Below are 25,899 nucleotides of genomic sequence, written 5' to 3'. Positions count from 1 at the left end.
TCCACGCCCAGAACTTCCACCCAGAGTTCTTTCATGAATTCATCGTAAGGAGCCCGTTCATCAGTGAACGCCTGCTTCGATACGGACACTCAGTGCCTCCCTGGCTCTTTTTGATGCGCATAAAAGAATTTCGCGCAGCGGAGGCCCATGGCAAGCGGATTCAATTTCCGCCTTCCCCCGTTGGCAGCGAGCGCATGCCGGGCAACAAGCCGTCAACACTCTCGCTGCACGTTACATATCAGCAGGCCAAGGGGGCAATGTGAGCCACGCCACACACTGGCGGAATGTTGACATGATGGCTAAATCTGGCACTTCGCTGACACCCTTCCATATGAAAAAAATAAACCGTTGACTATCACGGCGGTCTCCACCTAGGTTCCAATGTGGCCCGGCGCCATGCGATCCGGATCGTAATGAGAGGTTCTCTCCGGCCGGCGTGGCGCCCCAGTCTGCCGAGTCACCGAGAGCCTTACGGGGGTTGAGGGAAGCATGCATTCCATCGAGCAGCGTACGGATATTTATCCTGCAACCTGCCCCGAGATGAGGAATGCGGCATGACGGGACCCGCTTCCGCCGCTCAGCTGCGATTCTTCCTCCTTGACCAGCAGGGCGGTCAGGCGACCGTGGTGCACCACGTCACCGCAGAGGGCCCGGTCGACAAGCAGAGGCTGCTCGCGGCGGTCCGCACCACCTGCGAGGCGCATCCCGCCCTGCGTACGTCACTTCACCTCGGGCCGGAGGGCTTGACTCAGCACACACACCCTGCAGGACAAATCCCTTATGAGGTCCTGAACCTGACGGCCTCTCAAGCCGCAGATGAGCTCGACAGACAGCTCACACTCCTCGGCGCGCCCTTCGAGCACGGCGCAGGCCCACTCTGCCGGATCCGTGTCCTGCACACCCCGGAGCGCACACACTGCCTGTTCGGCGTGCATCACGCCGTCTTCGATGACGAATCGGCCGGCATCCTGCTGCGCGGGTTGGCCGACGCCTACTGCGCACCTCCCCGGGAACCCGCTCCAGCGAACCCGACCCTCCCGCCCGATCCCGAACGGATCGCTGCCCTGGAGAAGTTCTGGGCCACGGCGCTTGACGGCCGGTCAGGCGACACCACCCTGCCGCACTTCGAGTCCACTGCCGAGCTCCCCGGCACAGGCGGCGAACAGACCACAGTGACCACCGTGGGGCTCGGGAGCGAACTCTCCGCCGCCCTCCGGAACAAGATGCTGGACGCCGGGGTCACACCCTTCGCCCAGGTGCTCGCCGCAGTCGCCGTTGTGATCGGCTGGTACAGCGAGTCGGAAGACGTGGTCCTGGCCACCGTCACCGGCAGCCGCACGGACATCGACCGGGACTCCATCGGCTGCCACCAGAACACGCTGCCCGTACGGCTCAGCCTGACCGGACAGAACACCGCTCAGTTCCTCGAGCACGCGATGGACACACTCTTCGAGGCAGTGGATCACGCAGACCTCCCCGTCGAGGACATCCTGCGCGTGACCCGGGCCGCCAGGCGCCCCGGACACACCCCACTGACCCACATCCTCTGCGCACAGACCAGTTATCAGCCCCCGCTGCGAGAAGGCGGCGTGGCCTGGCAGATCTCCACACGGCAAGGGGCGGACCTCGAGTACCCCCTGGCCGTCACCCTCCACCACGAGGCCGACGGCACGATGAACCTCGTGCTCGGCCACGACGCGACTCGTCTGCCACCGCAGCAGGCACAACTGCTCGGACAGCACCTGACCCGCGCCCTGCGTGCCCTGGCCATGGAACCGTCCACGCCGCTCGCCGCACTGCACCTGCTCACGCCCGAGGAACTCGCCGCCGAGGCAGGCCCCTCGCCGATCACGGACGCCCCCTCGCGCGCTCCGCTGGTCCACGAAGCCCTCGCCGGCCACGTGCGCCGCGCCCCGCACTCCGTCGCCATCCGCACCGCCACCGAAGAGATCCCCTACGACGACCTCGACCGCAGGGTCTCGGGCCTGGGCGCAGCACTCATATCCGCCGGCGTCATGCCTGGCGATCGAGTCGGCGTCTGTCTGCCGCGCACTCCCGACCTCGTGGTCGCGATGCTCGCCGTCTGGAAGGCGGGCGCCTGCTACGTACCACTGGACCCGGACTATCCGGCGGAACGCCTGCGCTACATGGCCCAGGACGCCATGCTCGCGGCCGTCATCGGGGAACACGACTTCTCGCTGGACCTCCCCGTCCTCGACCCCGCATCCACAACGTCTCCGCCGCAGACCTGGCCGACCGTCCAGCCCGCGAGCCCGGCCTACCTCATCTACACCTCGGGCACCACGGGCCACCCCAAGGGCGTCGTGATCAGGCATGAGAACGTGACCGCTCTCCTCGCAGCCCTGAACCACGAACTGGGCGGGACCCCGGACGTCATCGTGGCCGGTACGAGCATGTCCTTCGACATCAGCGGCCTGGAGATGCACTGGCCCATCGCCCAGGGGCGGACCCTGTTCCTGACCGATCACCGCAGCGTCGCGCGCCAGCCGGTGCCCGAGGGAGCTCTCTACCAGTGCACCCCCTCCGTGGCGCGCATTCTGACAGGTACCGAATCCGGCCGGACCCTGCTGAAGAAGCTCGGCGTTCTCCTCATCGGAGGCGAACCCCTTCCGGCCGATCTGGCATCGGAACTGTGCGCGCTCGTGCCCGGACCCGTCCTGAACTGCTACGGCCCCACCGAAACCACCATCTGGTCGACCATCTGGCGCGTCACGCCGGGAGAACCGGTCCATATCGGCCGGCCGCTGCTCGGCGAATCGTGTCACGTGCTCGACGGCTCAGGCCGGCGGCTGCCCGCAGGATGTCCCGGCCGCCTCTTCATCACCGGCGCCGGAGTCGGCGCCGGCTATTGGCAGCGCCCCGAGCTCACGGCCGAACGCTTCGTCTCGCTGCACGGACTCGGTAACGACCGCGCCTACGACACAGGGGACCGCGCCGTCCTCACCCTCACCGCCGGCTTACGGTTCATCGGCAGGGCCGACGCCCAAGTCAAGGTGCTGGGACAGCGCATCGAGCTGGAAGAGATCGAGACCGTGCTGCGCAAGCACCCGCGCGTGCTGGACGCGGTGGCCACGGTCACCCGCGACGCGGCCGCAGTGGCCGCGTGCCTCGTGCTCTCCGACGCACCGACCCCGGACACGACTTCCTCCGCGACGACCGCACCGGACGCTCTGGCCAACGACCTCCGAGAATTCGCCAGCGCATGGCTCACCGGTGCCATGCTGCCCACGATGTGGCTACTCGCCCACCACCTTCCGCAGTTGCCCAATGGAAAGAGGGACCGCTCGACCGTCGCCACATGGGCTGCCACGAACACCGTCGGCCCCGCGCCTGGACGCGCCGCTCCCCCGGGCAGGGCACAGAATTTGGTGCGGCGGTCCTGGGAGCGCGTCCTGGCCGCGCCGGTCACCGATCTGGACGCCGGATTCTTCGAGTTGGGCGGGACATCCGCCGGCCTTGTGCGCCTCTTGGCCCTGCTGCGGGACACGTACCCCGCGCTCGGTGTCGCCGATCTGTTCCGCCACACGACCGTGCGAGCTCTGGCCTCACATCTGGACGGAGCGCACGCGGCGGCACCTCGCACGTTGTCGGCCCCCGGCCCGGACACCTCGCGCGGAACCGCTCGAGCGCAAGCGCTCAAGAGCTGGAACCGCCGGCCCGGCCGATCTCGCTGACCACCCGACCAGAAGGACCGAAGACCCGTGGGCACTCACCCCTCACGCACAGTCCAGCAGCCGACCAAGACGGCCACCCCCGTACAGGAGTACCACTACGTCCGGCAGGAACTGGCGGGCGACGGCGCCGCCTGCACGGTGCAGGCCGCCTGCTGGCTGACCGAATCGATGGACCTCGATTCTCTCCGGGACTCCGCAGAAGCCGTGATCCGCCGACACCCCTCTCTGCAGACCCGGTTCTGCTTCGAGGGAACGGCTTTGCTGCAGATCGCCGATCCCCTCCTGTCGCTCGACTGGCGCGTGGAGGAGCGTCGCGACGCGAACGACGAGACCGCCGCTGACTGGCTGTACGAGCAGGGCACCCGGGCATTCGATCTGCACGAGGGACCACTCGTGCGAGCAGCCCTCCTGCGCACCAGCGACACACGGGCCCTGCTCGCGCTGACGGGACACCGCGCGGTCACCGATCAGCGCTCCCTGTATGCCGTGCTTCGCCAGACCGTGACGGCCGCCTCGGGCGGCACCCCTGCCGACCTCGCAGACGCCTGGCCGACGCCCGACGGTGCCGGCCAGGAAGAGTGGCTCGATGGAGAGGAAGCGACCGCACACCGTGCCTTCTGGGCCGATGAGCTCAGCGGAGACCTTCCCCGGCACGTGCTGTCCTGGACCGACAATGAGGAACTGGCCGCCCCTGGCCGGCCGAAGAGGGCATCCTCACTCCTTCCCGCCCAGGCGGTCGAGGAACTGGCCGACATCTGCACGCGCAACGGGACTTCGCTGCACGTGGGCCTGCTGACCGCCTACTCCATTCTGATCGGCCGGTACACCGCCACGGACGACGTCCTCGTACGCGCACAGCCGCGCCAGGACAACCCGGAGCTCCTGGCGGGACTTGGTCAGCCCCCAACGGGACCCGCTCCGAATGAACTGGTCATCCGCACCGACCTGTCGCACCGGGAGACATTTCTGGGTCTTCTCAGCAGGGTCGACGCCACCCTGCGGCGGACACACGGCCATCGGGCCCTCCCCTTCCCATGCGTTCTGCGAGAAGCAGGTCTGGACTGGCCCGAGGAGCACGACTCCGTCCTGCCCTTCTCCTTCACCACGGTCACCACCGAAGACGAAGAGTCCGACGCACGGGACCAGGTGGCCTTCCAGGAACACCTCGACCGCCTCGACGTACGTCCGGTGGATGTCGCCCCGTGTCCGACACCCGTCCTGGCCGGCACCGGAGTGCACCTGACCGTGCGCGCCACCTCGGAGAATCCCACGGTGACGCTCGACGGGTACCTGTCACCGCAGTGGCGAGAACGCTTCCTCCACCACTTCTGCACGCTGCTGGCCGACATCGCGGCAGACCCGGGCAAGGTCATCGACGACCTGACCATCTTCACCCCGGCCGAGCATGCCGCCCTCCACCCACTTCCCCAGTCCACCGGCACCGCGGACGGCGGCCCCACGTGCTACGAGCTCTTCACTCGGCATGCCCACGAGCACCCCGACCGTGTCGCAGTGTCCGGCCAGGACGAGCACATGACCTACAGGGAACTGAACGAACGGGCCAATCGGCTCGCCCGGCACCTTCGAGCCGCCGGCGTCAACCGGAACACACTGGTCGGCCTCGGGATGCCTCGCTCCTCCGACCTGGTCGTCGGGATCCTCGCCATCCACAAGGCCGGGGGTGCGTACGTGCCGCTCGACCCGGCCTATCCGGACTCCCGCCTCGAGTACATCGTCCGTGACACGGACCTGACCCTCGTACTGGTCCGCGACGAGCAGGAGGCCGCTCGGTACCGGGGCATCACCGGCACCATCGTGGTCCTGCAGCAGGACCGGGACGCGATCGACCGCCAGCCGGCCACCGCGTTGGAACCCAGCGCGACCCAAGACGACCTTGCCTACGTCATCCACACGTCCGGCTCGACGGGCCGGCCCAAGGGAACACTGGTCAGCCACCGCAATCTGTCACGGCTGTTCACCCAGACCGCCGCATGGTTCTCGTTCGGCGCCGCCGACGTATGGACACTCTTCCACTCCTACGCCTTCGACTTCTCCGTCTGGGAGCTGTGGGGAGCGCTGCGCCACGGCGGACGCCTGGTGGTCGTCCCCGAGGACACAGTCCGATCACCGGGCGACTTTCACCGGCTCCTGCGCCAGGAGCGGGTCACGGTACTGAATCAGACACCGTCGGCCTTCTCCGTCCTCATACACGCCGACGAACAGCTCGGCGCTGGCGAAGACGACGACGCACTCCGACTGCGATACGTGATCTTCGGCGGCGAAGCGCTGGAACCGAGGTCGTTGCGGCCCTGGATCGCACGCCACGGTCTTGACCGGCCAAAGCTCGTCAATATGTACGGCATCACGGAGACCACGGTCCACGTGACCCATCACGTCCTGTCCGCGACCGACCTCGACGATCCGGGTCCCGCTGTCATCGGGGAGCCGATCCCCGACCTCTCCTTGGCGATCCTCGACGCCTACGGCCGTCCCGTTCCCGTAGGTGTGCCCGGCGAGCTCTACGTCAGTGGAGCAGGGGTCACCCGCGGCTATCTGGGACGTCCCGACCTGCAGGCCGAACGCTTCCTCACTCACCCCGCCGACCCCCGCGTCCGCACCTACCGCACCGGGGACGTCGTACGTCGGCGGTCGAACGGGGCACTCGAATACCGAGGCCGCATGGACGACCAGGTGAAGATCCGTGGTTTCCGCATCGAGCCGGGCGAGATCACAGCAACCCTGCTCGCCCAGGCGGACGTTCGCGAGGCGACCGTCCTGGTACGAGAGACCAGGAGCGGCAAGGAACTCGTCGCCTACGTGGTCCCCTCCCGGCCCGGCGTCAAGCCCGAGGAACTGCGGGCCTCCTTGGTCGGCACGCTGCCCGTTCACCTGATCCCAGGCCACTTTGTGCTGATGGCGGCTTTCCCGCTGACGCCGAACGGAAAGGTCGACAAGGCCCAACTTCCGCCACCCGGGCAGCCGTCGACATCGACCGCACACTTCAGCGCCATGGAGACGAAGGTGGCCGCCGTATGGGCGGAGGTACTCGAGATCCAGCAGGTGGGCCTCGACGACAACTACTTCCTGATCGGTGGCGACTCCATCCGGTTGATCAGCATTCTGAGCCGGTCGCGGGAACTCGGACTCGACGTCGAACTGTCCGACCTCCTCGCGCATCAGACGGTGCGTGAGCTCGCCGCGCACTTGGTCCAGGCGAAAGCCTCAGCTGGATGAATCGTGCCCGGTAGCAGACGTACGCACGGCCGTCGGCGGGAAGCTCGGACGGGGCGGCTGCGAAGGCTGACGCCCACACACCACGGCGGCACACCGCCTCCATGCCGGCCCTGCCTTGGGTCGTGTCGCCCAGGCCGGCCACCAGGCGGCCGCCGACCACGCTCGGCGTCGACCCCTGGTAGCGGACTACGGCCCGGCACCGAACGGCACACCACCCCCGTCTAGGAGATCAACACTGTGACCGCACACGCGCGGAGCGCCCTGCAGGACCTGTCCATCGACCACGTCGTGCTCTACGTCGAGGACCTCGACGCCACCGCACACCACTTTGCCCGTTGCTACGGCCTCGCGACGTATGCGATCTCCGAGCAACCCGGCCGAGCGACCTCCGTCGGCGTCGGCCGCGACCGAATACGCCTCATCCTCACCCAAGCCCGCTCGGAGGATCACCCCGCCGCCGACTACACCCGGCAGCACGGCGATGGCGTCGCGGACATCGCCCTAGCGGTGCCCGACGCAGCGGCTGCCTTCGCCGAGGCCGTGCAGCGCGGCGCCAGGCCGTTGGCGGAGCCCACCGAGGCAGACGGCGTGATCACGGCGAGCATCGGTGGTTTCGGCGACATCCAGCACACCTTCGTCCAGCGTCTTGAGGGCACCGACAGCCGAAAGCTCCCCGGCTTTACCCCCGTGTGCCGACCCGAGCCGGAGGTGGACACCGGCCTGCGGGAGATCGACCACTTCGCGGTATGCGTCGAGGCCGGTCAACTGCGTGCCACCGTCAGGTTCTACGAGGAGGTCCTACGCCTGGACAACACCTTCACGGAGAAGATCGTCGTCGGCGCCCAGGCGATGGACTCCGAGGTGGTGCAGTCCTCGAGTGGCGCTGTCACACTCACCCTCATCGAGCCCGACACCAGCCACGAGCCGGGCCAGATCGACCACTTCATCAAGAACCACGGCGGCTCCGGCGTCCAGCACATCGCGTTCCGTACCGAGGACGTTGTCCAGTCCGTCGGCACGATGGGCGAGCAGGGGGTGGAGTTCCTGACCACACCGCCCGCTTACTACCGAATGCTGGGCGACCGACTCCGGTTGATCCGCCACTCCGCACAGGCGCTCGGCGCCCTGAACATCCTTGCCGACGAGGACTACGAGGGTCAGCTTTTCCAGATCTTCACCCGCTCGGTGCACCCGCGGCGGACGCTGTTCTTCGAGGTCATCGAACGGGCTGGGGCGACGACCTTCGGCAGCGGCAACATCAAGGCGCTGTACGAAGCGGTGGAAGCGGAGCAGCTGTGGTGACGGCCACCGACGACCGCCCGGCTGGAACCGCGGTGAGCCTGGACGACATCCGCTCTGCGGCCCGGGCCACACTCGACCCCCGGGTGTGGGACTTCATCGAAGGCGGCAGCGGCACCGAGACCGCGCTCGTCGCCAACCACAAAGCCTTCGCTGAGGTTTCCCTCATCCCCCGGGTGCTCACAGGCGTTGCCGCTGCGGACACCGCCGTACGGCTGGCGGGCACATCAGCGGCCATGCCGGTCGCTGTCGCACCCATGGCCTACCAGCGCCTGCTGCACGACGACGGCGAACTGGCCGCGGCCCGCGCCGCCCGGACAAGCGGCGTTCCCTACGTCGTCAGCACGCTCAGCAGCCATCGGCTGGAAGACATCGCTGCCACTGGCGCCGACACCTGGTTCCAGCTGTACTACCTGCGCGACCAGGCCAAGAACGACGAACTGGTCAGCCGAGCCGAGGACGCCGGCTGCCAGGCCCTGGTTGTCACCGTGGACGTGCCGCTGATGGCCCGTCGGTTGCGCGACGTCCGTAACAGCTTTGCGCTGCCGCCGCACATCCGCGCGGTCAACCTCGACGACGACTCCGCCGGCGAGGCCCAACGCAGGATCCGAGGCGCATCGGCGCTCGCGGTGCATACCTCAGCCGCCTTCGCCCCCGCCCTCTCCTGGACGGACGTGGAACGGCTGCGACGGCGGACCTCGCTGCCCTTGGTGGTCAAGGGCGTTCTCGACCCGCGCGACGCCCGCGCGGCGGCCGACCTCGGCGCCGACGCCGTGGTGGTCTCCAGCCACGGCGGCCGCCAATTGGACAGCGCCCAGCCCAGCCTGCGGGCCCTACCAGGCGTGGTTGCAGCTTCTGGTGACTGCGAGGTTCTTCTCGACAGCGGAATTCGCAACGGCGTCGATGTGCTCAAGGCACTCGCCCTCGGAGCCCGCGGCGTGCTGCTCGGGCGTCCCGTCCTGTGGGGCCTTGCAGCTGGTGGGGAAATGGGAGTCGCCGAGGTGCTTGCGCTACTGCGCACCGAGTTGACCGAAGCCATGACACTGGCAGGCTGCGCCGACCCTGCGGCAGCGGCGCAACTGCGCACCGAAAGGCTGGGACCACATGTCTGACAGGCCGCCCGCAGATCTGTTGACCACCGAGCTCCACAGCTCACTGGAGGACCCAGCCCTCACCTCGATGAACTTCCTCAACGAGGTGACCTTGCGCTTCCCGCAGGCTTTGTCCTTCGCTCCCGGACGCCCCGTTGAGCGCTTCTTCGACCTGGAGTCGGTGCACGGCAGGCTACGTACCTTCAGCCGCTACCTTGCCCAGGAGCGAAAACTGTCCGAGGAGGAGGTGCGCCGGACCCTGTGCCAGTACGGCCGTACCAAGGGCATCGTCCACGAACTGATCGCTGAGCACCTCGCCCGCGACTGCGGGATCAAGGCCGACCCAGAAGCCGTGGTGGTCACCGTCGGCTGCCAGGAAGCCATGTTCCTGGTACTGCGCACGCTGCGGGCGGACGCCCGCGATGTCCTCCTGTCCGTCTCGCCCATGTACGTAGGCCTCACCGGGGCTGCCCGGCTCGTCGATCTGCCCGTCCTGCCAGTCGCCGCCGGGCCGACGGGGATCGACCTGGGCGACATGGCGGCGCAGATCCGCACGGCTCGGCGGCAGGGCTTGCGGCCCCGGGCCTGCTATGTGATGCCCGACTACGCCAACCCCTCGGGCCTCAGCCTCGACGTCGCACATCGTCGCGAACTCCTCGAACTGGCCGAGCGGGAAAACATCCTGCTCCTGGAAGACAACCCATACGGCGTGTTCCACAACGGCACGGGGACACCCCCGACGCTCAAGGCGCTGGACACCAGCCGCCGGGTCGTCTATCTCGGCTCCTTCGCCAAGACGGTGCTGCCCGGCGCCCGGGTCGGCTACGTCGTGGCGGACCAGCGCGTCGCGGCTGCTGATGGCAGCGTCGGGCTCTTCGCCGACCAGCTGTCCAAAATCAAGAGCATGGTGACCGTGAACACCTCTCCGATCGCCCAGGCGGTTGTGGGCGGCGCTCTGCTGGAGCACGACTTCAGCCTCGACCAGGCCAACACTCGGGAGCGCGGGATCTATCGCGACAACCTCGACAGACTCCTGACCGGACTCCACAACCGCTTCGGTGATCAGCCGGGCATCAGCTGGAATGCGCCCGCTGGCGGCTTCTTCGTCTGCGTGACCGTTCCATTCACCGTTGATGATGCGCTGTTGGAGCATTCGGCCCGCAAGTACGGCGTTCTTTGGACCCCAATGAGCCACTTTTACAGCGGTTCGGGCGGCACCAACGCGCTGCGACTGTCGATCAGTTCTCTCAGCGGCGAGGCGATCGACGAGGGTTTGGACCGGCTTGCCGCGCTCTTCTCCGAGCAGGCCTGTTGACCTCGACTCTACCCCGCGTCGGCGGTGCTTGTGGGAGTAGTCGGCGCGGCCGTCGCCAGGCGGTCGCACTCGGCGAGAGTGCCGTCGAGCAGGACGTAGTCGGGATCGGTCTCGCGCTGAATCGTGTACGGGTGCGGGCAACGGGTTGAACCTTCCGGGCGTAAGTCAGTGATCACGCACCAGGGTCTGCGCAGCGGGCAGGTCAGCAAGCGGAGACTCGGCTGCGACGCATGCTGACCATTTGCTGACCTGGGGCGGGCCAACAGGGCTCTGGCCTGCGAAAACGGCCAGATGATAGATCTTGGACTTGAACATGGCACGAAGAATCGGAAAACTCCCGGAATGTCTGCTCCCTGCCTGCTTTCCGCAGGTCAAAGGCGTTCCCTGGAACCTACAACGCTTCACATCTCCGGTCAGCGCTCCCCAGGTCTTCCAGGACTCACCGGACACGGGCCGGGACACCCGTGGCCCCGGCCGGGCCGCCCCGGCCCGCACCGTCCACACGGAGACGATGGGTGAACTCCTCATCGCGGGCGAGGAGCACTGAGCGCCGGGGCCCGGATCAGGCTCCGGGGCCGGGGCCGGGGCCGGGCTCCGGGGAAGCCGGTCCGGTGGTGGCCCGGATGACCAGTTCGGGGTCGAACAACAGCTCCCCCGCCGGTACGTCCCGGTTGCTGACCAGTGCCAGCACGCTGCGGCCCACCTCCAGCGCCAGCCGGTCGGCCGGCTGGCGCACCGTGGTCAGGGGCGGATCCGTGAACTCGGTGATGGCCGAGCCGTCGTAGCCCACCACCGAGACGTCACCGGGCACGGAGCGCCCCTGGCGGCGGACGCCCCGGATCACGCCGAGAGCCATGTAGTCGCTGGCCGCGACGATCGCGGTGGCGCCCAGTGCCAGCAGCGGGCCGACGGCAGCCTGGCCGCCCTCCACCGTGTAGGACTGCCGTACCACCCAGCGCTCCGGGTCCTCGATGCCCCGCTTGGCCATGGCCTCCAGGAAGCCCCGTACCCGGCGGTCGGCGGGCTGGTTGCCTGCCGGTCCCGAAGCCATCCCGATCCTCCGGTGACCCAGCCGGTGGAGGTGGTCGACGGCCAGTTCGGCGGCGAGCGCGTCGTCCGTGGAGAAGACCGGGGTGGGTACCCCGTCCGCGAACTCGCCGTTGATCCCGACGTAAGGGACGCGGCGCTGGCGCAGCAGTTCGTACGTCTCGGTGTCGGCGCCCTCGACGGTGTTGGACGCGGACAGGAAGACGACGGCCGCGACACCCTTGTCGACGAGCGCGGAGATGAAGTCCCGCTCCTGCACTCCGCCCGGGAAGGCGGGGCACAGGACCGTCTTCAGTCCGTGCGGGGCAAGTGCCGACTCGATGCGCTCGGCCACATCCGCGAAGAACGGGTTGGACACGAACTCGGTGATCACCGCCACCAGTTGGCCCTGCGTCTGCCGTTCGTAGCCGAGCTCCGCCATGGCCTGTTCGACCGCGTCCCGGGTCTTCTTCGACACGCCCTGGCGTCGGTTGATCACCCGGCTGACAGTCGCCTCGCTCACCTGAGCGCGGGCTGCGACCTCGGTGATCCCGACCTTCATCGCGGTCCTTCCGTGATCGTGAGCGATGCCAGACCGCCGCGCGGCACGGCCAGCGAGCGTGCTCCCTCCGGCAGATACGTCGGCGGACCGTCCATGATACGGCCGTCCGGCCCGTGGACCACGCCCCGGATCCGGCCCCCGCCGCCCTGCACCTCGACCATCACCCGGTCCTGGTCCGAGCCGTTGACCAGGTGGAATTGCCGGTACGCGGAGAAGTCCAGCGGGACGACCCGGTCGCCGTGCACGCTGAGCAGGCAGTGATCCCCGGCGCTCGCCCGCACCAGCGGGTACAGCTCGTCGGGCCGGCCCGGTTCGACCTCCCCGTCCAGCAGCAGCTCGCGGTGGAGCCGCCACTGCCGCAGCCAGAAGCCGACCGTCTCCCGGTGCGCCGCCGGTACCCGGTCCAGCCGTACGGAGATCTGCGGCACCGCGTGCAGGGCCCCGATCAGCTGCCGGGCGACCGCGGTCACGGGCGCGTCCGGCGACCACAGAAGCATGTCGGAGTGGACGGCGCCGCCGACGGCGAGCAGTGCGGTGTCGAGGGTGCGGACCCGGTTCGCGGTCGCGTCCGCCGGGCAGTCGAAGGAGCGCAGCATGTTGCCGAACGGAGCCATGCCGGGTCCCGTGTAGGGCTGGCGCAGTTCCAGCAGCAGGCCCGGGCGTACGGATTCCAGGGCCGCGCGCAGTTCCGTGAGCAGGACCACCATGGCTTGTCCGACATCGCCCTCGCCGTCGTCCGCGTACACCATGGCCTGGTCGAGGAAGTCGAGCTTCAGTCCGTCGAGTCCGTACGCCCGGACCAGCCGGACGCAGAGCCCGACGACATGGGCTCGTACCTCGGGGCGGCGTGGGTCGAGCACGTGCGCGCCGGGCACGGTGGCGGGGGCGGGCGCGCAGTGCGCCCACCGGTCGTGGCAGGCGGCTCCGGGGCCGAGCAGCAGGGGCGCCACCCAGGCCAGGTAGCGCAGCCCGTGGGCCCGGACCCGGGCCACGTGCCCGGCGAAGTCCGGGAATTTGGCCCGGTCGGGCTGCCAGTCCCCGCAGCCCGCGTAACCGCGCCCGTGGCCCAGTTCCTGCCAGCCGTCGTCCAGGATCAGCGCACCGCAGCCGAGGCCGGCGGCCAGTTCGGCCTGGGTCTCGACGGCGGCCGCGCTGACGTCCTGGTTGAAGGCGTACCAGGTGGAGTAGACGGGGGTGCGGGCCGCGTCGGGCACCGGCATGGAGGCGAGCGCGGCGCCGAACCAGGCGCGCAGTGCCCGCGTGGCCACTGCCACGGACGGCGAGCGGGGGACGAGAAGGAACCGGTGGGGCTGCCGTGAGGCGGGCAGGCGGAGGTGGACGACGTGGGTGTCGTTCTCCTCGGACACTCCGAAGCGGAGGGTCGCCTCGGGGACCGGGTCGGCCGCGGCGAAGGTCAGCAGGGTGGCGCCGGTGTGGTCGTAGAGACATCCGGCAGCGTGTCCGTCGACCAGCGAGACCCGGGAGCGGCCCTCCCAGTCCGCGAGGAGGGTGCGCCGCCAGCCGCCCTGGGGATGCCAGTATCCGGCGGCATCGCCGAGGGGCACGGAGAAGCGGACCTCGACGGGGGCGCCGTCGGCCCGCACCTCCAGCATGCGCAGTCCGCCGGTGAGTTCGCCGAGGGACCATGCGGGGCGGACCCCGGGGGTGTGGGCGAGGACGGCGAGCGACACCCTGTCGAGCAGCGGCTCGTCGCGGGCGGGTGCCAGCCCCGCGGTGGTCACGGCCTCGGTGCCGTTCGCCGGGGCGGTGGTGGTCTGCACGGTCACTCCTTCACGGCGCCGGCGAGCAGGCCGGACACGAACTGGCGCTGAAGCGCCAGGAATACGAGGGCCATCGGGATCGCGGCGGCCGCGGTTCCGGCGAGGATCGCGCCGTAGTCGGTCTCGTCGAGGCCCTGGAGAGAGGCCAGGGCCACCGGGATGGTGAACGAGGCGCCGTCGCGCAGGACGATCAGCGGCCAGATGAAGTCGTTCCACTGGTAGAGGAAGAGGAAGATCGCCAGGGCGGCCAGCGCGGGCTTCATGGGCGGGAGCACCACTTTCCAGAACAGTCGCAGTTCACCGCAGCCGTCCATTCGGCCCGAGTCGAGGAGTTCGTCGGGGAGCGCGGCCATCGACTGGCGCATCAGGAAGATGCCGAAGGGGAGGGCCAGGTTGGGCATGATCACGGCCTGGTACGTGTTCAGCCAGCGCAGTTCGGCCATCATCTGGAAGAGCGGTACGAGGGTGACCTGGGCGGGGATCACGAGCCCGAGCATGAGCAGCCCGAACAGGGCCTCGCGGCCGCGGAAGCGGTACTTGGCGAAGCCGTATCCGGCCAGGGCACAGACAGCGCCCGCGCACAGGGTGTAGACGACCGCGATGAGCAGGGAGTTGAGGACCACCCGGCCGAACTGCGCGGTGTCCTGAAGTGTCTGGAGGTTGCCCGCGAGGTGACCGCCGGGCAGCAGCGGCGGCGGGCTGTCGAAGATCTCCCGGGAGCTGTGGGTGGCGGAGACCACGAGCCAGTAGAAGGGGAGCAGGACGGCGGCGAGCGCGATGGCGAGTCCGGAGGTCAGCAGGATGCTCCTGCCGCGGTGGCGGGCGGTCACGGCTTCTCCCCCAGGAGGCGGAACTGGATCACACCGAGGGCGCCGATGAGGACGGCCAGGGCGTAGGCGATGGCGGAGGCGTATCCGAAGTCGAAGTACTTGAAGGCGTTCTGGTACAGGTACACGCCGATGGTCAGGGTGGCGTTGTCCGGGCCGCCGCCGGTGAGCACGTACGGCTCGTCGAAGATCTGCAGAGTGCCGATGGTGGAGAGCACCGTGGTGAGCAGGAGCGCGGGGCGCAGACCCGGCAGGGTGACGTGGCGGAAGGACGTCCAGGCACCGGCCCCGTCCACGGCTGCCGCGTCGTACAGCTCGGCGGGCACGGACTGCAGACGGGCGAGCAGGATCACCGCGTTGTATCCGGTGTAGTGCCAGGTCAGGGCGAGACCGAGGGAGACCTTCGCCCACAGGGGGTCGGTCAGCCACAGCACGGGGTCCAGGCCGACGAGCCCCAGCAGCCAGTTGACCAGCCCGTAGTCCTTGTTGAGCAGGACGGAGAACATGATCCCGTAGGCGACCAGGCCGGTGACCATCGGCAGGAAGAAGCCCAGCCGGAAGACGGCACGGCCGCGCAGCAGGCTGGAGTTCAGGGCCACGGCGAGTCCGGTGGCGAGGGCCAGCATGACGGGCACCTGGACGGCGAGGATCACCGCGGTGTTCTTCAGGGCGGTCCAGAACAGCGGATCGCCCAGCAACCGGGTGTAGTTGTCGGCGCCGACGAACTGCTCGGTCCCGCCGACGGTCTTGTGGAGGCTGATCACGAAGGACCGGCCGATGGGGTAGATCTTGAAGGCGGCGAACAGGAGCAGCGCGGGCAGCACGAAGAGGTACGGGGCGAAGCGGCGACGCGGCCGGGGCCGCGGGGCAGTCCCCTCGGCGGGGACGGCCGGGGCCGTGCGGCCGTTGAGCGTCACGGTCATCGGGAGACCTTGCGTCCGGTCTGCTGGGCGAGCTGGTCGGCGGCCTCCTTGAGTACCTTCGCCGGGTCGGCGCCCGCCAGCAGCACCTTGGACTGGGCGTCGGCGACCAGCTTGAGGGCGCGGGCGTAGTCGGCGGTGTAGTTGAAGGCGGGCGAGGGGGCCTTGAGGGCCTCCAGGAAGACCTCGCCCTTCTTCTGGCCGCTGAAGAAGGCCGAGGGCTCGTGGAAGACCGCGTCGTCGTAGGCCTGCATCAGGGCGGGGGCGATGCCCTTGCCCTTGTAGATCTGCACCTGGGAGGCCGGGCGGGTGAGGACGAACTCGATGAAGGACCAGGCGGCGGCCTGGTGTTTGCTGCTGCCCGCGACGGCGAGGTGGGTGGAGTTGACCGTGGCCGCGGTGGCGCCGCCCCGGCGGACGGCCGGCGGAAGCCGGACCTTCCACTTCCCTGCCTCCTGGGGGACCTGCTCCTCGATGATGCCGCCGAACCAGGTGGGCATGGGCAGGACGGCCGCGGTCCCCTGCTTCAGGGAGCTCATCAGGGCGTTCCAGCCACCGGCGAGGTCACTGACCAGGCCGGCGTCGTTCATCGTCTTGATGAGGGTCATGGCCTTCACGGCCTTTGGGGAGTCGAGCGTGATGTCCCCGGCGAGGTTGAAGTAGAAGGCGCCCTGCAGTTGCAGGAGCATCTGGAAGAAGTTGGCGGCGTCGGCCTGTGAGGCGGGCTTGTCGATGCCCAGCAGGTGGGCGCCGGTCTTCTGCTTGATCTTCTTGCCGGCCTCGATGGTCTCCTCCCAGGTCTGGAGGGCGCCGGCGTCGACCCCGGCCTTCTCGAAGAGGTCGGCGCGGTAGTAGAAACCCGCCGAGTTCGCCTCCCAGGGAAGGGCGTTGACGCGCTTGCCGTCGGGGGACACGGTCTGCCACAGGCCCTGGGCGAAGGCGTCCCGGTAGGCGTTCGCACCCAGCGGGCCGAGGTCGGCGAGGCCGCCGGGGAACTTCTCCACGTAGCCCGGCAGGTAGTCGACGCCGATGTGCAGGACGTCGGCGAGGCCCTGGCCGCCGGCCGCCAGACCAGTGGTGATCTTGTCCCAGATCGCCGGGTTGCCGATGTCCTCGACCGTCACCTCGATCTCCGGGTACTTCTTGTTGAACTCCGGGACGAGGGCCTTCATCTCGGCGGCCGGTCCCTGCCAGGACCAGACCGAGATGCTGCCCTTGTCCTTCGCGCCGGCGGTTCCGCCCTGGCCCGTGTCGCCGGTGCCGGAGCAGGCGGTCAGGCCGGTGAGCCCGGCTCCCGCAGCGATCGCGCCGCCCATCCGGAGCACTCTTCGACGTTGCAGTTCCATCCCTGAACCACCCCTGCTCGCACCGTTGCGGAAGCCGACTGGCCGGGACTGTAACAACGTCAACTTTCGACTTGCAAGAGTGAGATGAAAACCTTCAGTTCGATCCGGCAAATCAATCCGGCAGATCTCATTGCAAGTCTTCAGGACTGATTGCTAGCGTGCCGCGCGCCCAGCTCATCGCAGACCCGTCGCCCCACCACAACCCGGGAGAACCCGATGACGCGTTCCCGTGTGTCGCTCCTGTCCGCCCTCGCCGTGCTCGTCCCGCTCACCCCGCTCGCCCTCGGTGGCCCGGCCGCGGCGGCGCCGCCCGGTACGGCCGCCGGGCAGGCCGCGCCCGCCGTGCTCACCGTCGCCGACCCCGGCTTCGAACAGGGCGGCACGGTCTGGCAGTTCACCTCCGGTACCGGGGTTGCCACGAACTACCCGCACGGCGGGGCGCGGCTCGCCTACCTCGACGGCGGGCCCGGGATGAGGGTGTCCCAGACCGTGACGGCCACGGGCCGCGGTACGTACGACATATCCGCCTGGATCGCGACGGGCGGGCCGAACGGCCGGTACGTCGCCCGCGTCAACGGCGCGGTCGCCGCCGCGCAGACCCTGCCGAGCGCCTCCAACTACCGGCGCTACACGCTCAGCCGGATCAGCCTCGCGCCCGGCGACACGTTGGAGATCGCCTTCGAGTCGGGCGACGCCTGGGTCAACGCCGACGACGTGATGCTCTCCCCCGCCTCCCCCGCGGACCCCCGGATCAGCTCCTCCGACCCGAAGATCGTCGAGATGTTCGACTGGTCCAAGCGGAAGGCCAACAGCTGGGTCCACCTGCCGGGCACCCAGGGCCCGCTCAACGTCGACGAGAACCACACCGGTGGCAGCGGCACCGGCACCTATGCCGCCTCCTACTGGGCCGGCTATGCCAACCGCAGCGGCTACTACTCGCGCGACATGGCCCACCAACTGGCGGGCGCCGGGGTCCTCGGCCTGCACGCGGAGAACAAGGCGATGCTCCGCTCCTTCGCCGCGTCCGCCACCCCCGCACACAAGTACTACCCGGCGTGGGCGCTCAACTTCGACACGAAGACCTACCTCTCGATCGACTACAAGAGCCCCTCGAACTTCGTCCGCGAGGTGCCCGCCACCTTCGAGCTGGTGCAGAAGTCCGAGGAGGCGTACCGCTGGAGCGGGGACCGCTCCTACGTCGAGGACCCGGCCCTGTGGGACTTCTACCGGCACGCCACCGACGAGTTCGTCACCCTGCACGACGGGCTCAAGGACAACGGCGCGGTCAAGGTGGCCGAGGGCACCGGCCGGGGCATCTTCCAGGGCACGGCCAGCTACAACGAGCAGAGCAGCGAGCCGCTCGCCGAGGCCGGCGACGCGATCGGCTCCCAGTACCAGGCGTACCTGGCGATGGCCTCGCTCGCCCGCGCCAAGGGGGACTGCGCGCTCGCCGCCCGGTACGAGACCAAGGCCCGGGACCTGAAGACGTACTTCAACTCGACCTGGAGCGGCACCGGTTCGGGCGCGGACATGGTCCGCGGCTACACCACGGACGGGCGCGCACTGACCGGCTGGGGCAAGGAGAACAGCTGGTTCATGCCGATGAAGCAGATCGTCGACCCCGGCGCCCGCCGGGAGGCCTACCTCGACTACATCGACGAGCAGGCCTCGGGCGCGGACCGGCCCACCAACATCGAGGCCCTCACCTACCTGCCGGACACCTTCTTCCGGAACAACCGCAACGACACCGCTTGGAAGTGGATGAAGCACGTCTACGACCGGAAGGACGTCCAGCACGTCAACACCAAGCAGGGCACCAACGGGGATTACCCCGAGGTCTCCTTCACCCTGCTCGGCCAGACCGTCGAAGGCTTGATGGGAGTCGTCCCCAACGCGCCCGCGCACGCCCTGAGCACCCAGTCCCGGCTGCCGTCGGGCATGGACTGGCTGCAGATCGACGACCTCCGAGTCGGTGACTCGGTCTTCTCCCTGCGCCACGACGGGGCGACGAAGTCGTCGCTCACACACAGCTCGGGCCGCTCCTCGTACACCTGGGAGGCCCGTTTCCCCGGCACGTACGCCACGGTCAAGGTCAACGGGGTGGCCCGGCCGGCCCGCACCAAGGTGGTGGACGGGGTGACGTACACCTACGTGACCCCGGTCGTGGCCCCGGGTCGCACGGTCACGGTCCAGGCCGGCTGAGGACCGGGGCGGGCCGTTCGCCACAGGTGACCGGCCCGCGCCCGTCCTGGGCATCCCAGTCGACGACCATGCCCCGCCCACGCCGCCGTTGCCTGCGTCACCTTGCGCGATGATCGTGCGATACATTTTGCCGCGCCTTGACCACGATCATTCTTCGACACGGAGCTGGCTTCTCAATGACGGACATAGTCAATGGACTTGGCCGGGCCGCCGCCTATGGTGCCCTCGGTGTGGTCCTGCTGATCCTCGGCATCGTCCTGGTGGACGCGCTGACGCCCGGCAAGCTCGGACGGCAGATCTGGGAGGAGCGCAACCGCAATGCGGCGGTGCTGCTGAGCTCTGCCCTACTGGGCATCGGCGGCATTGTGTTCACGTCGATCTGGACGACGTACGACGACTTCGGCAAGGGCCTGGTGTCGACGGCCGCGTTCGGTGTGCTGGGGCTCGTGCTGATGGCCGTGGCGTTCCTGGTGGTGGACCTGGTGACGCCGGGCAAGCTGGGAGCGACGCTGGTCGAGGCGGAGCCGCACCCGGCGGTGTGGGTGACGGCGTCGTGCAATCTCGCGGTGGCGGCGATCGTCTCGGCGTCGATCGCCTGACGGTACGGACGGTACGGGTGTGCCTCCGGGGGGCTCTCCGGGCGTGCCTCCGGGTGGCTCGGGCGTGCCTCCGGGTGGCTCTCCGCTTGCCTTCCGTCGCGTCGACGGAAGGAATTCCGGTGCTTTGTGCTCCCCGGGCTGCATTGCGCCGGATCCCGCGTGATGCTGGTATTCAGTCGCTCGATACCGGATTCGCCCGGAGGCACATCATGACGCAGGACAAGAGCGAAGAGCCGGAGAGCAGGCAGCGGCCGGCGCGGTACTTCACCGGATCGGAGCGCCCCTTCGATCCCGAGGATCTGGTGATGGCGTCCGGCCGTGAGCCCACTCCCGCCAATCTGGCACGTGCCCGCAAGGAGATCGAGGAGAAAGGCGCTGCGGCGCTGGAGCGCTACCTGCCCTGACGGGAGCGTGGGCTCGCGCATCAAGAGCACAGCAATCACACTCAGTTGGCATCTGTCACGCTTCGTGCGCAGAGCGCCGCACACACCGGAAACACCACGAGGAAACGAGCCCGTCCATGCCGCTCGGCCCGAGCGGCCGGCGGCAACGGACGGCCTTCCTTCCGGAGATTCCGGACCCCAGGACCGTCGGCACGATGGACGCGCGCGCCCTCTCGGTCACCCTGCCCCGCGGACCGGGCCGGCGCGCCGGCGGGTACGAGGTGCGCGCCGCGCCGAAGCGGCGGGTCACCGGCCGAGCGCGCGGGCTAGCTGCTGCTTGTTCATCTTCGAACGGCCGTGGATGTTGCGGCTCTTCGCCTCTGCGTAGAGCTGGTCGTACGTCGGCCCTTGGGCGCCCTTGTGGGAGCGCAGGCCGCCGCGCCGCGACGACGAGATGTCCTCGGTCGAGGTGCGGCTCGCCGTCCTCGACTCACCACTGCGTGCACGCTCCTTGTTGACCGTGCGCGCGGCGATCTCCTCGGCGCGCGCACGGCTCTCGCCGCGCTCCAGCGCGCTCTCCTTGATGTGCTCGTACTGGCGCTCACGCTTGGGACTGGATCCTCGGGGCATCGCCGGGCCTCCTCTCGGACCGAGCCGGAGTCCCGTGCGCCTCCGGACTCGCCGCTGCGTCTACCCCGGCCGGGGCGGGCGAACCGTCGCCAGGTCGGCAGCTCTGCGTCGGGTACCCGCAGCATGAACCGGGTACCCGCAGCACAGGAGGAAAGGACATCGCCATGGGTGCAGGTATGTGGGGTTTCCCCGAGACCGCGGGGCACGCACCGGGGGCGCAGCTGATCGGATACAAGGTCGAGGCGACCGACGGTGCCATCGGCAAGATCGACAGGCACTCCGAGGACGTCGGCCGCTCCTACATCGTCGTGGACACCGGGCCGTGGATCTTCGGCCACCGGGTCCGCGTACCGGCGGGTGTGGTCACGCGGATCGACCACGAGAACGAGACGGTGTACGTGGACTGTTCGAAAGCGCAGATCAAGGAGTCGCCGGACTTCGAGAGCGGACGGGACGACGATGATGTGATGGCCGTCCGCCTCATCGAGCAGTACTACGCGAACCGCCACATGTGAGGCCCCGCGGCTGTGAGGCCCTGAGGCCCCGGTGCGTCCCGGCGGCCCGGTGGCTGCCCGGCCGCCCGGTCCCGCCCGGTCCCGTCCGGTTCCGTCCGGTCCCGTCCGGTTCCTGGGCCAGGCCCGTGAGCCGGCCCGGAAGAGCCCGGCCCACCCGGACAAGACCATCCGGGCAGGAGCCGAAGGCCCCGCTCAGGCTCCGCTGTTCGGCGGCGCGGCGCTGATGCCTGCCAGGGCGGAGCCCGGATCACGGGCCCTCGCGAGGTCCCCGAGCGTGACGACACCCAGCGGCCGGCTGTCCTCGACGACCGCGAGCCGGCGCACCCCGTGCACCCGCATCACCCTCACGGCCTCGGCGGCGTCCACGTCCGGTCCGATGGTGAGCACGTTCGGGGTGCACACGGAACGAACCGGCACGATGTGCGGGTTGTGGCCCATGGCGACCGAACGCACAGCGATGTCACGGTCCGTCAGCACGCCGAGCAGCCGGTCCTCGTCGGCGACCATCACGTTTCCGATGTCCCTGTCCCGCATCAGCCTGGCGGCCTCGACGAGCGATGCCTCGGGAGCCAGTGCCAGCACTCCATTCGTCATCACGTCCTTCACGAGCTGCGTCATGGCCCTCACTCCCTTCGCCGGCATACGGCGCCTGCCCGCGCCGGGCCGGGTTATCCGGAAATTCACGGGCTGCGGCCCGGTCCGCGCGGCGGCACGGGGACCTCCGGTGAGCATCACCCCAGGTAGAAGGGCAGTTCGTCACGCTCCGCGACAGGCGGGGATGCGAGGGTGACCCCGCCGTGTTTGCCTGGCTCATGGCCCCGGGCCCGACGCCTACAGGCGTCCGGCCACGGAAGGAGGAGCCATGACCACAGCAGGTGAACCCGTCAGGACTCCGGAGCAGCTCCGGGCGATGGCCGAGGAGCTCACCCGCGGCGCGGACCGCTGCAACGACCCCGAACACCGGGCGCGGCTGCGCCGCAAGGCCGAGGAGCTGCGGCAGCAGTACGACGCCGACAGCCCCGGCGCCGCGGGTTCCGCGAGTACTCAGGGCAGGCAGGACAGGCAGGACGTGCAGGGCACTCCCGGCGCCCCGGGAGCGCCCACGCACCACCACCATCAGCGTCAGCACGGCCCGCGAGGGCCACAGCGTCCAGGGCCGGAACGGCCACGCGGCGCCTGACGGACAACGCGGCGGCCGCCCGTACACCCCACGCCGGTACGGGCGGCCGTCCGCTGCCCGGAGCGTTGTGCCCGGGTAGAATCCGGTTCGTCACGCTGGAGACGACATGACCGTGCCCGATCAAGGGCGGGACGAACCGGGGCCGGACCAGCTGGCCGCCGCAGTCACGCAGCTCACCGCCGAACTCGCGGCTCTGCGCCGCGACGTCGCGCGGCACCATCTGCTCGACCTGGCCTCGGGCGTCCTTGTCGCACAGCTCTCTCTCACTCCGGCCGAGGCCGTCGACCACCTCGCGCAGCTCGCAGAGACCACCGGTCTTCCCCCGGAGGATCTGGCCGCGGACATCGTCAACGCCGCATCAGGGACGGCCGACGCGGCGGGCGAGAACGTTCTGCAGTTCGAGAGCGCCACGCGGGACGAGAACGCTCTGCAGCCCGAGAGCGCCACGCGGGACGAGAACGCTCTGCAGCCCGAGAGCGCCACGCGGGACGAGAACGCTCTGCAGGCCGAAAGTGCCACGCGGGACGAGCAGGCCGCGAACGCACGGAGCGCCGCGCATGCCGGGCACGCCCCGACCGCCCCACGCGCCGCCGGCACCCCCGACGCCCCCGGCACCCCCGACGCCCCCGACGCCCCCGACGCCCCCGACGCAGTCCACAGCGCGGACGCAGCCCTGGACGCGGACAGACGCGACGCGGACCGGGCCGACGAGAACCGGGCCGACGCGCGCAGGGCCCGTCACATCGAGGCTGCCGCGGAGGCCGCCGCGCAGACCGGCAGCACGGTCGACGAGATCGCCGAGACCCTGCTGGACGGCGGGATGCGCCCGCTCGGCGTCCGTGGCCTGTGGTTGTTCCGGCGCACGGCGACGGACTGTCTCGAGCTGGCCGGGCAGGCGGGGGTGAGCCCGCTGGAGGCCGCGCACTGGCGGTGGATTCCACCGGCGGCGGGCAGTCCGCTGCACCGGGTACTGACGGAGGCCGCCCCCGTGTGGCTGCCGTCCGGCCCGCCGGAGGGCGAGCGGCTGCCGGGGCCCGTTCCGGACGCGGCCCGGGCCGTACTGCCGCTGCGGCAGCGCGGGACGGTGACCGGGCTGGCAGTCGCCGACTGGCCGGGCCCGATGACCCTGGACGAGCCGGTGCAGCGGGCGCTGACCGGTCTGGCGGTCCCGGCCGCGCGGATCCTGGACGCGGGCGCGCCCGACCCCGCGGAGCCCGCCGTACTCGCCCCGCTGCTCGATCTGCTGACGCATCCGGCGATGGCCCTGCGCGCGGACCCGGACACCGGGACCCTGCATGTCGAGCACCTCAACCGGCCGGCGCTGGACTCCGCGGGCCCGGTGCACGGCCCGGCGGGCCGCCCGCTCGCCCAGGTGCTCCCGACCATGCACGCCGATCTCGTACGACTCGCTCAGGCGGCGCGGGAATCCGCGGCCCCGCAGCGGGCGGCCAGGGTGCCTGTCGAGCACCGGGCCGGGGACCCCGATCCGCTGCACGACGTCCGGGTGCTGCCCGTCGGCCCCGGCCGGACCGTCGTGCTCTGGCACGGTGCCACCGATCCCGGGATGTCCCTCTCGCGGGTCCTGGGCCGGCTGGAGAACCTGGCCGCCTTCGAGGACGACCTGATCAGCGGCAGGTCCCGGTGGAGCGAGCAGGCGTACCGGATCTTCGGGCTCGACCCGGCCACTCCCCCGGTGCCACTGGGCCGGCTCGCGCCGCATCTGCACCGCGACGAGGCCGGGAATCTGACCGAGCTGCTCACGGCGCTGACCCGGAGCCACGAGGGGGCGCACACCGTGGTCCGCGCGGTCCGCGAGGACGGCGGGCTGCGGCATGTCAGGATCGCCGCGGAACCGCTGCTGACAGGCGGCGTCCTCACCGGCATCACCGGGGTGTACCAGGACGTCTCGGCGCAGCACCACACGGAGATCGCGCTCAGCGCGACCTTCGACCGGCTGACCGCCGCACAGACGCAGGCCGCGCTGCGTCATCAGATCGTTCTCCAGCTGCAGCAGGCGATCGTCCCCGAAGTGCCCGTTCTGCATCGGCTGCCCGGCCTCCAGGTCGCGGCCCGCTACCGGCCCGCGGTCGAGGAGTACCGGGTGGGCGGTGACTGGTACGACGTCCTGCCGCTGCCCAGTGGCCGGGTGCTGGTCGCCGTCGGCGACATCGCCGGGCACGGCATCGATTCGGTGACGGGCATGGTGGCACTGCGCAACGCGCTGCGCGGCCTGGCCTTCACCGGTCATGCGCCGGGGCGGCTGATGGCCTGGCTCAACGAGGTCACGCTGCACACGCACGGGCACCCGACGGCCACCGCCGTGTGTGCGCTGTACGACCCCGCGGACCGGTCGCTGCGCTGGGCCAGCGCCGGGCATCTGCCGCTGCTCCTGCTCCGTGCCGGGCGGGCGGACTTCCTGGAGGCGCCGCGGAACATCCTGCTGGGCGCGGTGCCGGAGGTGGAGTACACGGAGTCGAGCACCGCGCTCAAGGCCGGGGACACGCTGATGCTGTACACGGACGGTCTGGTGGAGAGCCGGCACACCGGGCTCGACGAGAGCCTCGCGAATCTCCGCCGCGCGGCGGAGCGGCTCGGCCCCGGCGGCCTGGACGAGCGGACGGACCGGCTGCTCGGCTCGGTCACCGGGGACACCGACGACGACACCAGCCTGGTGGTCGTCCGCGTGTCGTGAGGCCGCATACCGCACACCCGCGCCGGGTACGGCCCGGGCGCCGCGAACGGCACTGTCGCCGCGTAGGGCACTGCCACCCGATACGGCCCGGGCAGCAGCAGGTCAGCGCTTCAGCCAGCTGCGTACGCGCGCGACCAGGTCGTACGCGTCGACCGGTTTGGTGATGTAGTCGTTGGCCCCGGCCTCCAGGCTCTTGGTCCGGTCTCCCGGCATGGCCTTGGCGGTCACGGCGATGATGGGCACGTCGGCGAAGCGCGGCAGCTCACGGATGGCGGCGGTGGCGCTGTAGCCGTCCATCCCGGACATCATCACGTCCATCACGATCAGGTCCACGTCCTGGTGCGCGGTGAGCAGTTCGATGCCGGAGCGTCCGTCGTCCGCCGTGAGCACCCGCGCCCCAGCCGCCTCCAGGATCTCGGTGAGCGCGTAGACGTTCCGTGCGTCGTCGTCGACGATCAGGATCACCCGCCCGGCGAGCGACCCGTCGTGGACCGGCTGGGCCTCCCCGCCCGGCCGGGCCTCCCCGCCCGGCCGGGCCTCCCGGGTGGCGAGCCGTGTTTTTTTAATATCCTGCAGAGAGCTTCCGACGTGTACTTATTTGT

At 69.7% G+C, this 25,899-nt stretch carries 20 protein-coding genes and 2 pseudogenes; 13 read left to right on the top strand and 9 right to left on the bottom strand.

Features of this window, described 5'->3' with window-relative positions; genetic code table 11:
- The 6 genes from ACWGI8_RS13455 to ACWGI8_RS13430 form a co-directional block, all read left to right on the top strand.
- Positions 1-263 (top strand): hypothetical protein (locus ACWGI8_RS13455; RefSeq protein WP_453660549.1); only part of this gene is annotated, 263 nt, incomplete at its 5' end.
- Positions 264-554: 291 nt separating this feature from the next.
- A complete protein-coding gene (locus ACWGI8_RS13450; RefSeq protein WP_453660547.1) occupies positions 555-3,695 on the top strand; it encodes a non-ribosomal peptide synthetase in 3,141 nt (1,046 codons plus the stop codon).
- A gap of 27 nt (positions 3,696-3,722) precedes the next feature.
- Entirely contained in the window at positions 3,723-6,929 is a 3,207-nt protein-coding gene (locus ACWGI8_RS13445; protein ID WP_453660545.1) for an amino acid adenylation domain-containing protein, read from the top strand.
- A 237-nt stretch (positions 6,930-7,166) separates the two neighbouring features.
- On the top strand, positions 7,167-8,231 hold the full coding sequence (gene hppD / locus ACWGI8_RS13440) for a 4-hydroxyphenylpyruvate dioxygenase (protein WP_453660544.1): 1,065 nt from the start codon (positions 7,167-7,169) through the stop codon (positions 8,229-8,231).
- Complete coding sequence (locus tag ACWGI8_RS13435; RefSeq protein WP_453660542.1) at positions 8,228-9,340, top strand: alpha-hydroxy acid oxidase; 1,113 nt, start codon at positions 8,228-8,230, stop codon at positions 9,338-9,340. The genes hppD and ACWGI8_RS13435 overlap by 4 nt, the downstream gene beginning before the upstream one ends.
- 67 nt (positions 9,341-9,407) lie before the next feature.
- Positions 9,408-10,634 carry an aminotransferase-like domain-containing protein gene (locus ACWGI8_RS13430; RefSeq protein ID WP_453660540.1) on the top strand — a complete coding sequence of 409 codons (1,227 nt, stop codon included), beginning with the start codon at positions 9,408-9,410 and terminating at the stop codon, positions 10,632-10,634.
- A 9-nt stretch (positions 10,635-10,643) separates the two neighbouring features.
- Here ACWGI8_RS13430 and ACWGI8_RS13425 read toward each other — a convergent pair.
- Positions 10,644-10,750: pseudogene (locus ACWGI8_RS13425) on the bottom strand (IS5/IS1182 family transposase); the annotation flags it as partial.
- Positions 10,751-10,947: 197 nt separating this feature from the next.
- Between ACWGI8_RS13425 and ACWGI8_RS13420 the strand changes: the two are divergent.
- On the top strand, positions 10,948-11,181 hold the full coding sequence (locus ACWGI8_RS13420; RefSeq protein WP_453660538.1) for a hypothetical protein: 234 nt from the start codon (positions 10,948-10,950) through the stop codon (positions 11,179-11,181).
- A gap of 15 nt (positions 11,182-11,196) precedes the next feature.
- On the opposite strand, the gene ACWGI8_RS13415 is transcribed toward ACWGI8_RS13420, so the two are convergent.
- The 5 genes from ACWGI8_RS13415 to ACWGI8_RS13395 are packed head-to-tail and all read right to left on the bottom strand — an operon-like array spanning position 11,197 to position 17,096.
- Positions 11,197-12,222, bottom strand: a complete 1,026-nt coding sequence (locus ACWGI8_RS13415; RefSeq protein ID WP_453660536.1) for a LacI family DNA-binding transcriptional regulator — start codon at positions 12,220-12,222, stop codon at positions 11,197-11,199.
- The gene (locus ACWGI8_RS13410) at positions 12,219-14,003 is read right to left on the bottom strand and encodes a glycoside hydrolase family 36 protein (RefSeq protein ID WP_453660534.1); all 1,785 of its coding nucleotides are present in this window, start codon (positions 14,001-14,003) and stop codon (positions 12,219-12,221) included. Before ACWGI8_RS13410 ends, ACWGI8_RS13415 begins: the two co-directional genes overlap by 4 nt.
- A 2-nt stretch (positions 14,004-14,005) precedes the next feature.
- Positions 14,006-14,833, bottom strand: coding sequence for a carbohydrate ABC transporter permease (locus tag ACWGI8_RS13405; RefSeq protein WP_453660532.1), 828 nt, complete (start codon positions 14,831-14,833; stop codon positions 14,006-14,008).
- Positions 14,830-15,753: a carbohydrate ABC transporter permease gene (locus tag ACWGI8_RS13400; protein WP_453660530.1), complete on the bottom strand. Its 924-nt coding sequence runs from the start codon at positions 15,751-15,753 to the stop codon at positions 14,830-14,832. Before ACWGI8_RS13400 ends, ACWGI8_RS13405 begins: the two co-directional genes overlap by 4 nt.
- Positions 15,750-17,096: an ABC transporter substrate-binding protein gene (locus ACWGI8_RS13395; protein WP_453660528.1), complete on the bottom strand. Its 1,347-nt coding sequence runs from the start codon at positions 17,094-17,096 to the stop codon at positions 15,750-15,752. The genes ACWGI8_RS13400 and ACWGI8_RS13395 overlap by 4 nt, the downstream gene beginning before the upstream one ends.
- 216 nt (positions 17,097-17,312) lie before the next feature.
- On the opposite strand from ACWGI8_RS13395, the gene ACWGI8_RS13390 reads away from it, so the two are divergent.
- From ACWGI8_RS13390 to ACWGI8_RS13380, 3 genes are all read left to right on the top strand, one after another.
- Positions 17,313-19,298, top strand: coding sequence for a hypothetical protein (locus tag ACWGI8_RS13390; RefSeq protein WP_453660526.1), 1,986 nt, complete (start codon positions 17,313-17,315; stop codon positions 19,296-19,298).
- A gap of 176 nt (positions 19,299-19,474) precedes the next feature.
- On the top strand, positions 19,475-19,897 hold the full coding sequence (locus ACWGI8_RS13385) for a DUF350 domain-containing protein (RefSeq protein WP_453660524.1): 423 nt from the start codon (positions 19,475-19,477) through the stop codon (positions 19,895-19,897).
- Positions 19,898-20,106: 209 nt separating this feature from the next.
- On the top strand, positions 20,107-20,301 hold the full coding sequence (locus tag ACWGI8_RS13380) for a hypothetical protein (protein ID WP_453660523.1): 195 nt from the start codon (positions 20,107-20,109) through the stop codon (positions 20,299-20,301).
- Positions 20,302-20,586: 285 nt separating this feature from the next.
- Here the strand turns inward: ACWGI8_RS13380 and ACWGI8_RS13375 are convergent, their stop codons facing one another.
- Complete coding sequence (locus tag ACWGI8_RS13375) at positions 20,587-20,910, bottom strand: plasmid stabilization protein (RefSeq protein WP_453660522.1); 324 nt, start codon at positions 20,908-20,910, stop codon at positions 20,587-20,589.
- A 164-nt stretch (positions 20,911-21,074) separates the two neighbouring features.
- Here ACWGI8_RS13375 and ACWGI8_RS13370 point away from each other — a divergent pair, with 164 nt between their 5' ends.
- On the top strand, positions 21,075-21,425 hold the full coding sequence (locus ACWGI8_RS13370; protein ID WP_453660520.1) for a PRC-barrel domain containing protein: 351 nt from the start codon (positions 21,075-21,077) through the stop codon (positions 21,423-21,425).
- Between the two features lie 192 nt (positions 21,426-21,617).
- Here the strand turns inward: ACWGI8_RS13370 and ACWGI8_RS13365 are convergent, their stop codons facing one another.
- Positions 21,618-22,043 carry a CBS domain-containing protein gene (locus ACWGI8_RS13365; RefSeq protein WP_453660518.1) on the bottom strand — a complete coding sequence of 142 codons (426 nt, stop codon included), beginning with the start codon at positions 22,041-22,043 and terminating at the stop codon, positions 21,618-21,620.
- 244 nt (positions 22,044-22,287) lie between these two features.
- Between ACWGI8_RS13365 and ACWGI8_RS13360 the strand changes: the two genes are divergently transcribed.
- Complete coding sequence (locus ACWGI8_RS13360; protein ID WP_453660516.1) at positions 22,288-22,605, top strand: DUF6381 family protein; 318 nt, start codon at positions 22,288-22,290, stop codon at positions 22,603-22,605.
- Positions 22,606-22,711: 106 nt separating this feature from the next.
- Positions 22,712-25,297 carry a SpoIIE family protein phosphatase gene (locus tag ACWGI8_RS13355; RefSeq protein ID WP_453660515.1) on the top strand — a complete coding sequence of 862 codons (2,586 nt, stop codon included), beginning with the start codon at positions 22,712-22,714 and terminating at the stop codon, positions 25,295-25,297.
- Positions 25,298-25,399: 102 nt separating this feature from the next.
- Here the strand turns inward: ACWGI8_RS13355 and ACWGI8_RS13350 are convergent.
- Positions 25,400-25,798, bottom strand: a pseudogene (locus ACWGI8_RS13350) (response regulator); the annotation flags it as partial.
- Positions 25,799-25,899 lie beyond the last annotated feature (101 nt).

This window comes from Streptomyces sp. NPDC054841 (genome assembly GCF_053611045.1).
The sequence above is the reverse complement of the archived record's forward strand: the minus strand, read 5'-3'. Positions and strand labels throughout refer to the sequence as shown.

What these genes read in the sequence shown, in the direction of transcription:
- ACWGI8_RS13450 (WP_453660547.1), top strand. Translation starts at nt 555, where the DNA reads ATGACGGGACCCGCTTCCGCCGCTCAGCTGCGATTCTTCCTCCTTGAC.
- ACWGI8_RS13430 (WP_453660540.1), top strand. Translation starts at nt 9,408, where the DNA reads ATGAACTTCCTCAACGAGGTGACCTTGCGCTTCCCGCAGGCTTTGTCC.
- ACWGI8_RS13420 (WP_453660538.1), top strand. Translation starts at nt 10,948, where the DNA reads ATGGCACGAAGAATCGGAAAACTCCCGGAATGTCTGCTCCCTGCCTGC.
- ACWGI8_RS13415 (WP_453660536.1), bottom strand. Translation starts at nt 12,222, where the DNA reads ATGAAGGTCGGGATCACCGAGGTCGCAGCCCGCGCTCAGGTGAGCGAG.
- ACWGI8_RS13400 (WP_453660530.1), bottom strand. Translation starts at nt 15,753, where the DNA reads ATGACCGTGACGCTCAACGGCCGCACGGCCCCGGCCGTCCCCGCCGAG.
- ACWGI8_RS13395 (WP_453660528.1), bottom strand. Translation starts at nt 17,096, where the DNA reads ATGGAACTGCAACGTCGAAGAGTGCTCCGGATGGGCGGCGCGATCGCT.
- ACWGI8_RS13390 (WP_453660526.1), top strand. Translation starts at nt 17,313, where the DNA reads ATGACGCGTTCCCGTGTGTCGCTCCTGTCCGCCCTCGCCGTGCTCGTC.
- ACWGI8_RS13385 (WP_453660524.1), top strand. Translation starts at nt 19,475, where the DNA reads ATGACGGACATAGTCAATGGACTTGGCCGGGCCGCCGCCTATGGTGCC.
- ACWGI8_RS13380 (WP_453660523.1), top strand. Translation starts at nt 20,107, where the DNA reads ATGACGCAGGACAAGAGCGAAGAGCCGGAGAGCAGGCAGCGGCCGGCG.
- ACWGI8_RS13375 (WP_453660522.1), bottom strand. Translation starts at nt 20,910, where the DNA reads ATGCCCCGAGGATCCAGTCCCAAGCGTGAGCGCCAGTACGAGCACATC.
- ACWGI8_RS13370 (WP_453660520.1), top strand. Translation starts at nt 21,075, where the DNA reads ATGGGTGCAGGTATGTGGGGTTTCCCCGAGACCGCGGGGCACGCACCG.
- ACWGI8_RS13365 (WP_453660518.1), bottom strand. Translation starts at nt 22,043, where the DNA reads ATGACGCAGCTCGTGAAGGACGTGATGACGAATGGAGTGCTGGCACTG.
- ACWGI8_RS13360 (WP_453660516.1), top strand. Translation starts at nt 22,288, where the DNA reads ATGACCACAGCAGGTGAACCCGTCAGGACTCCGGAGCAGCTCCGGGCG.
- ACWGI8_RS13355 (WP_453660515.1), top strand. Translation starts at nt 22,712, where the DNA reads ATGACCGTGCCCGATCAAGGGCGGGACGAACCGGGGCCGGACCAGCTG.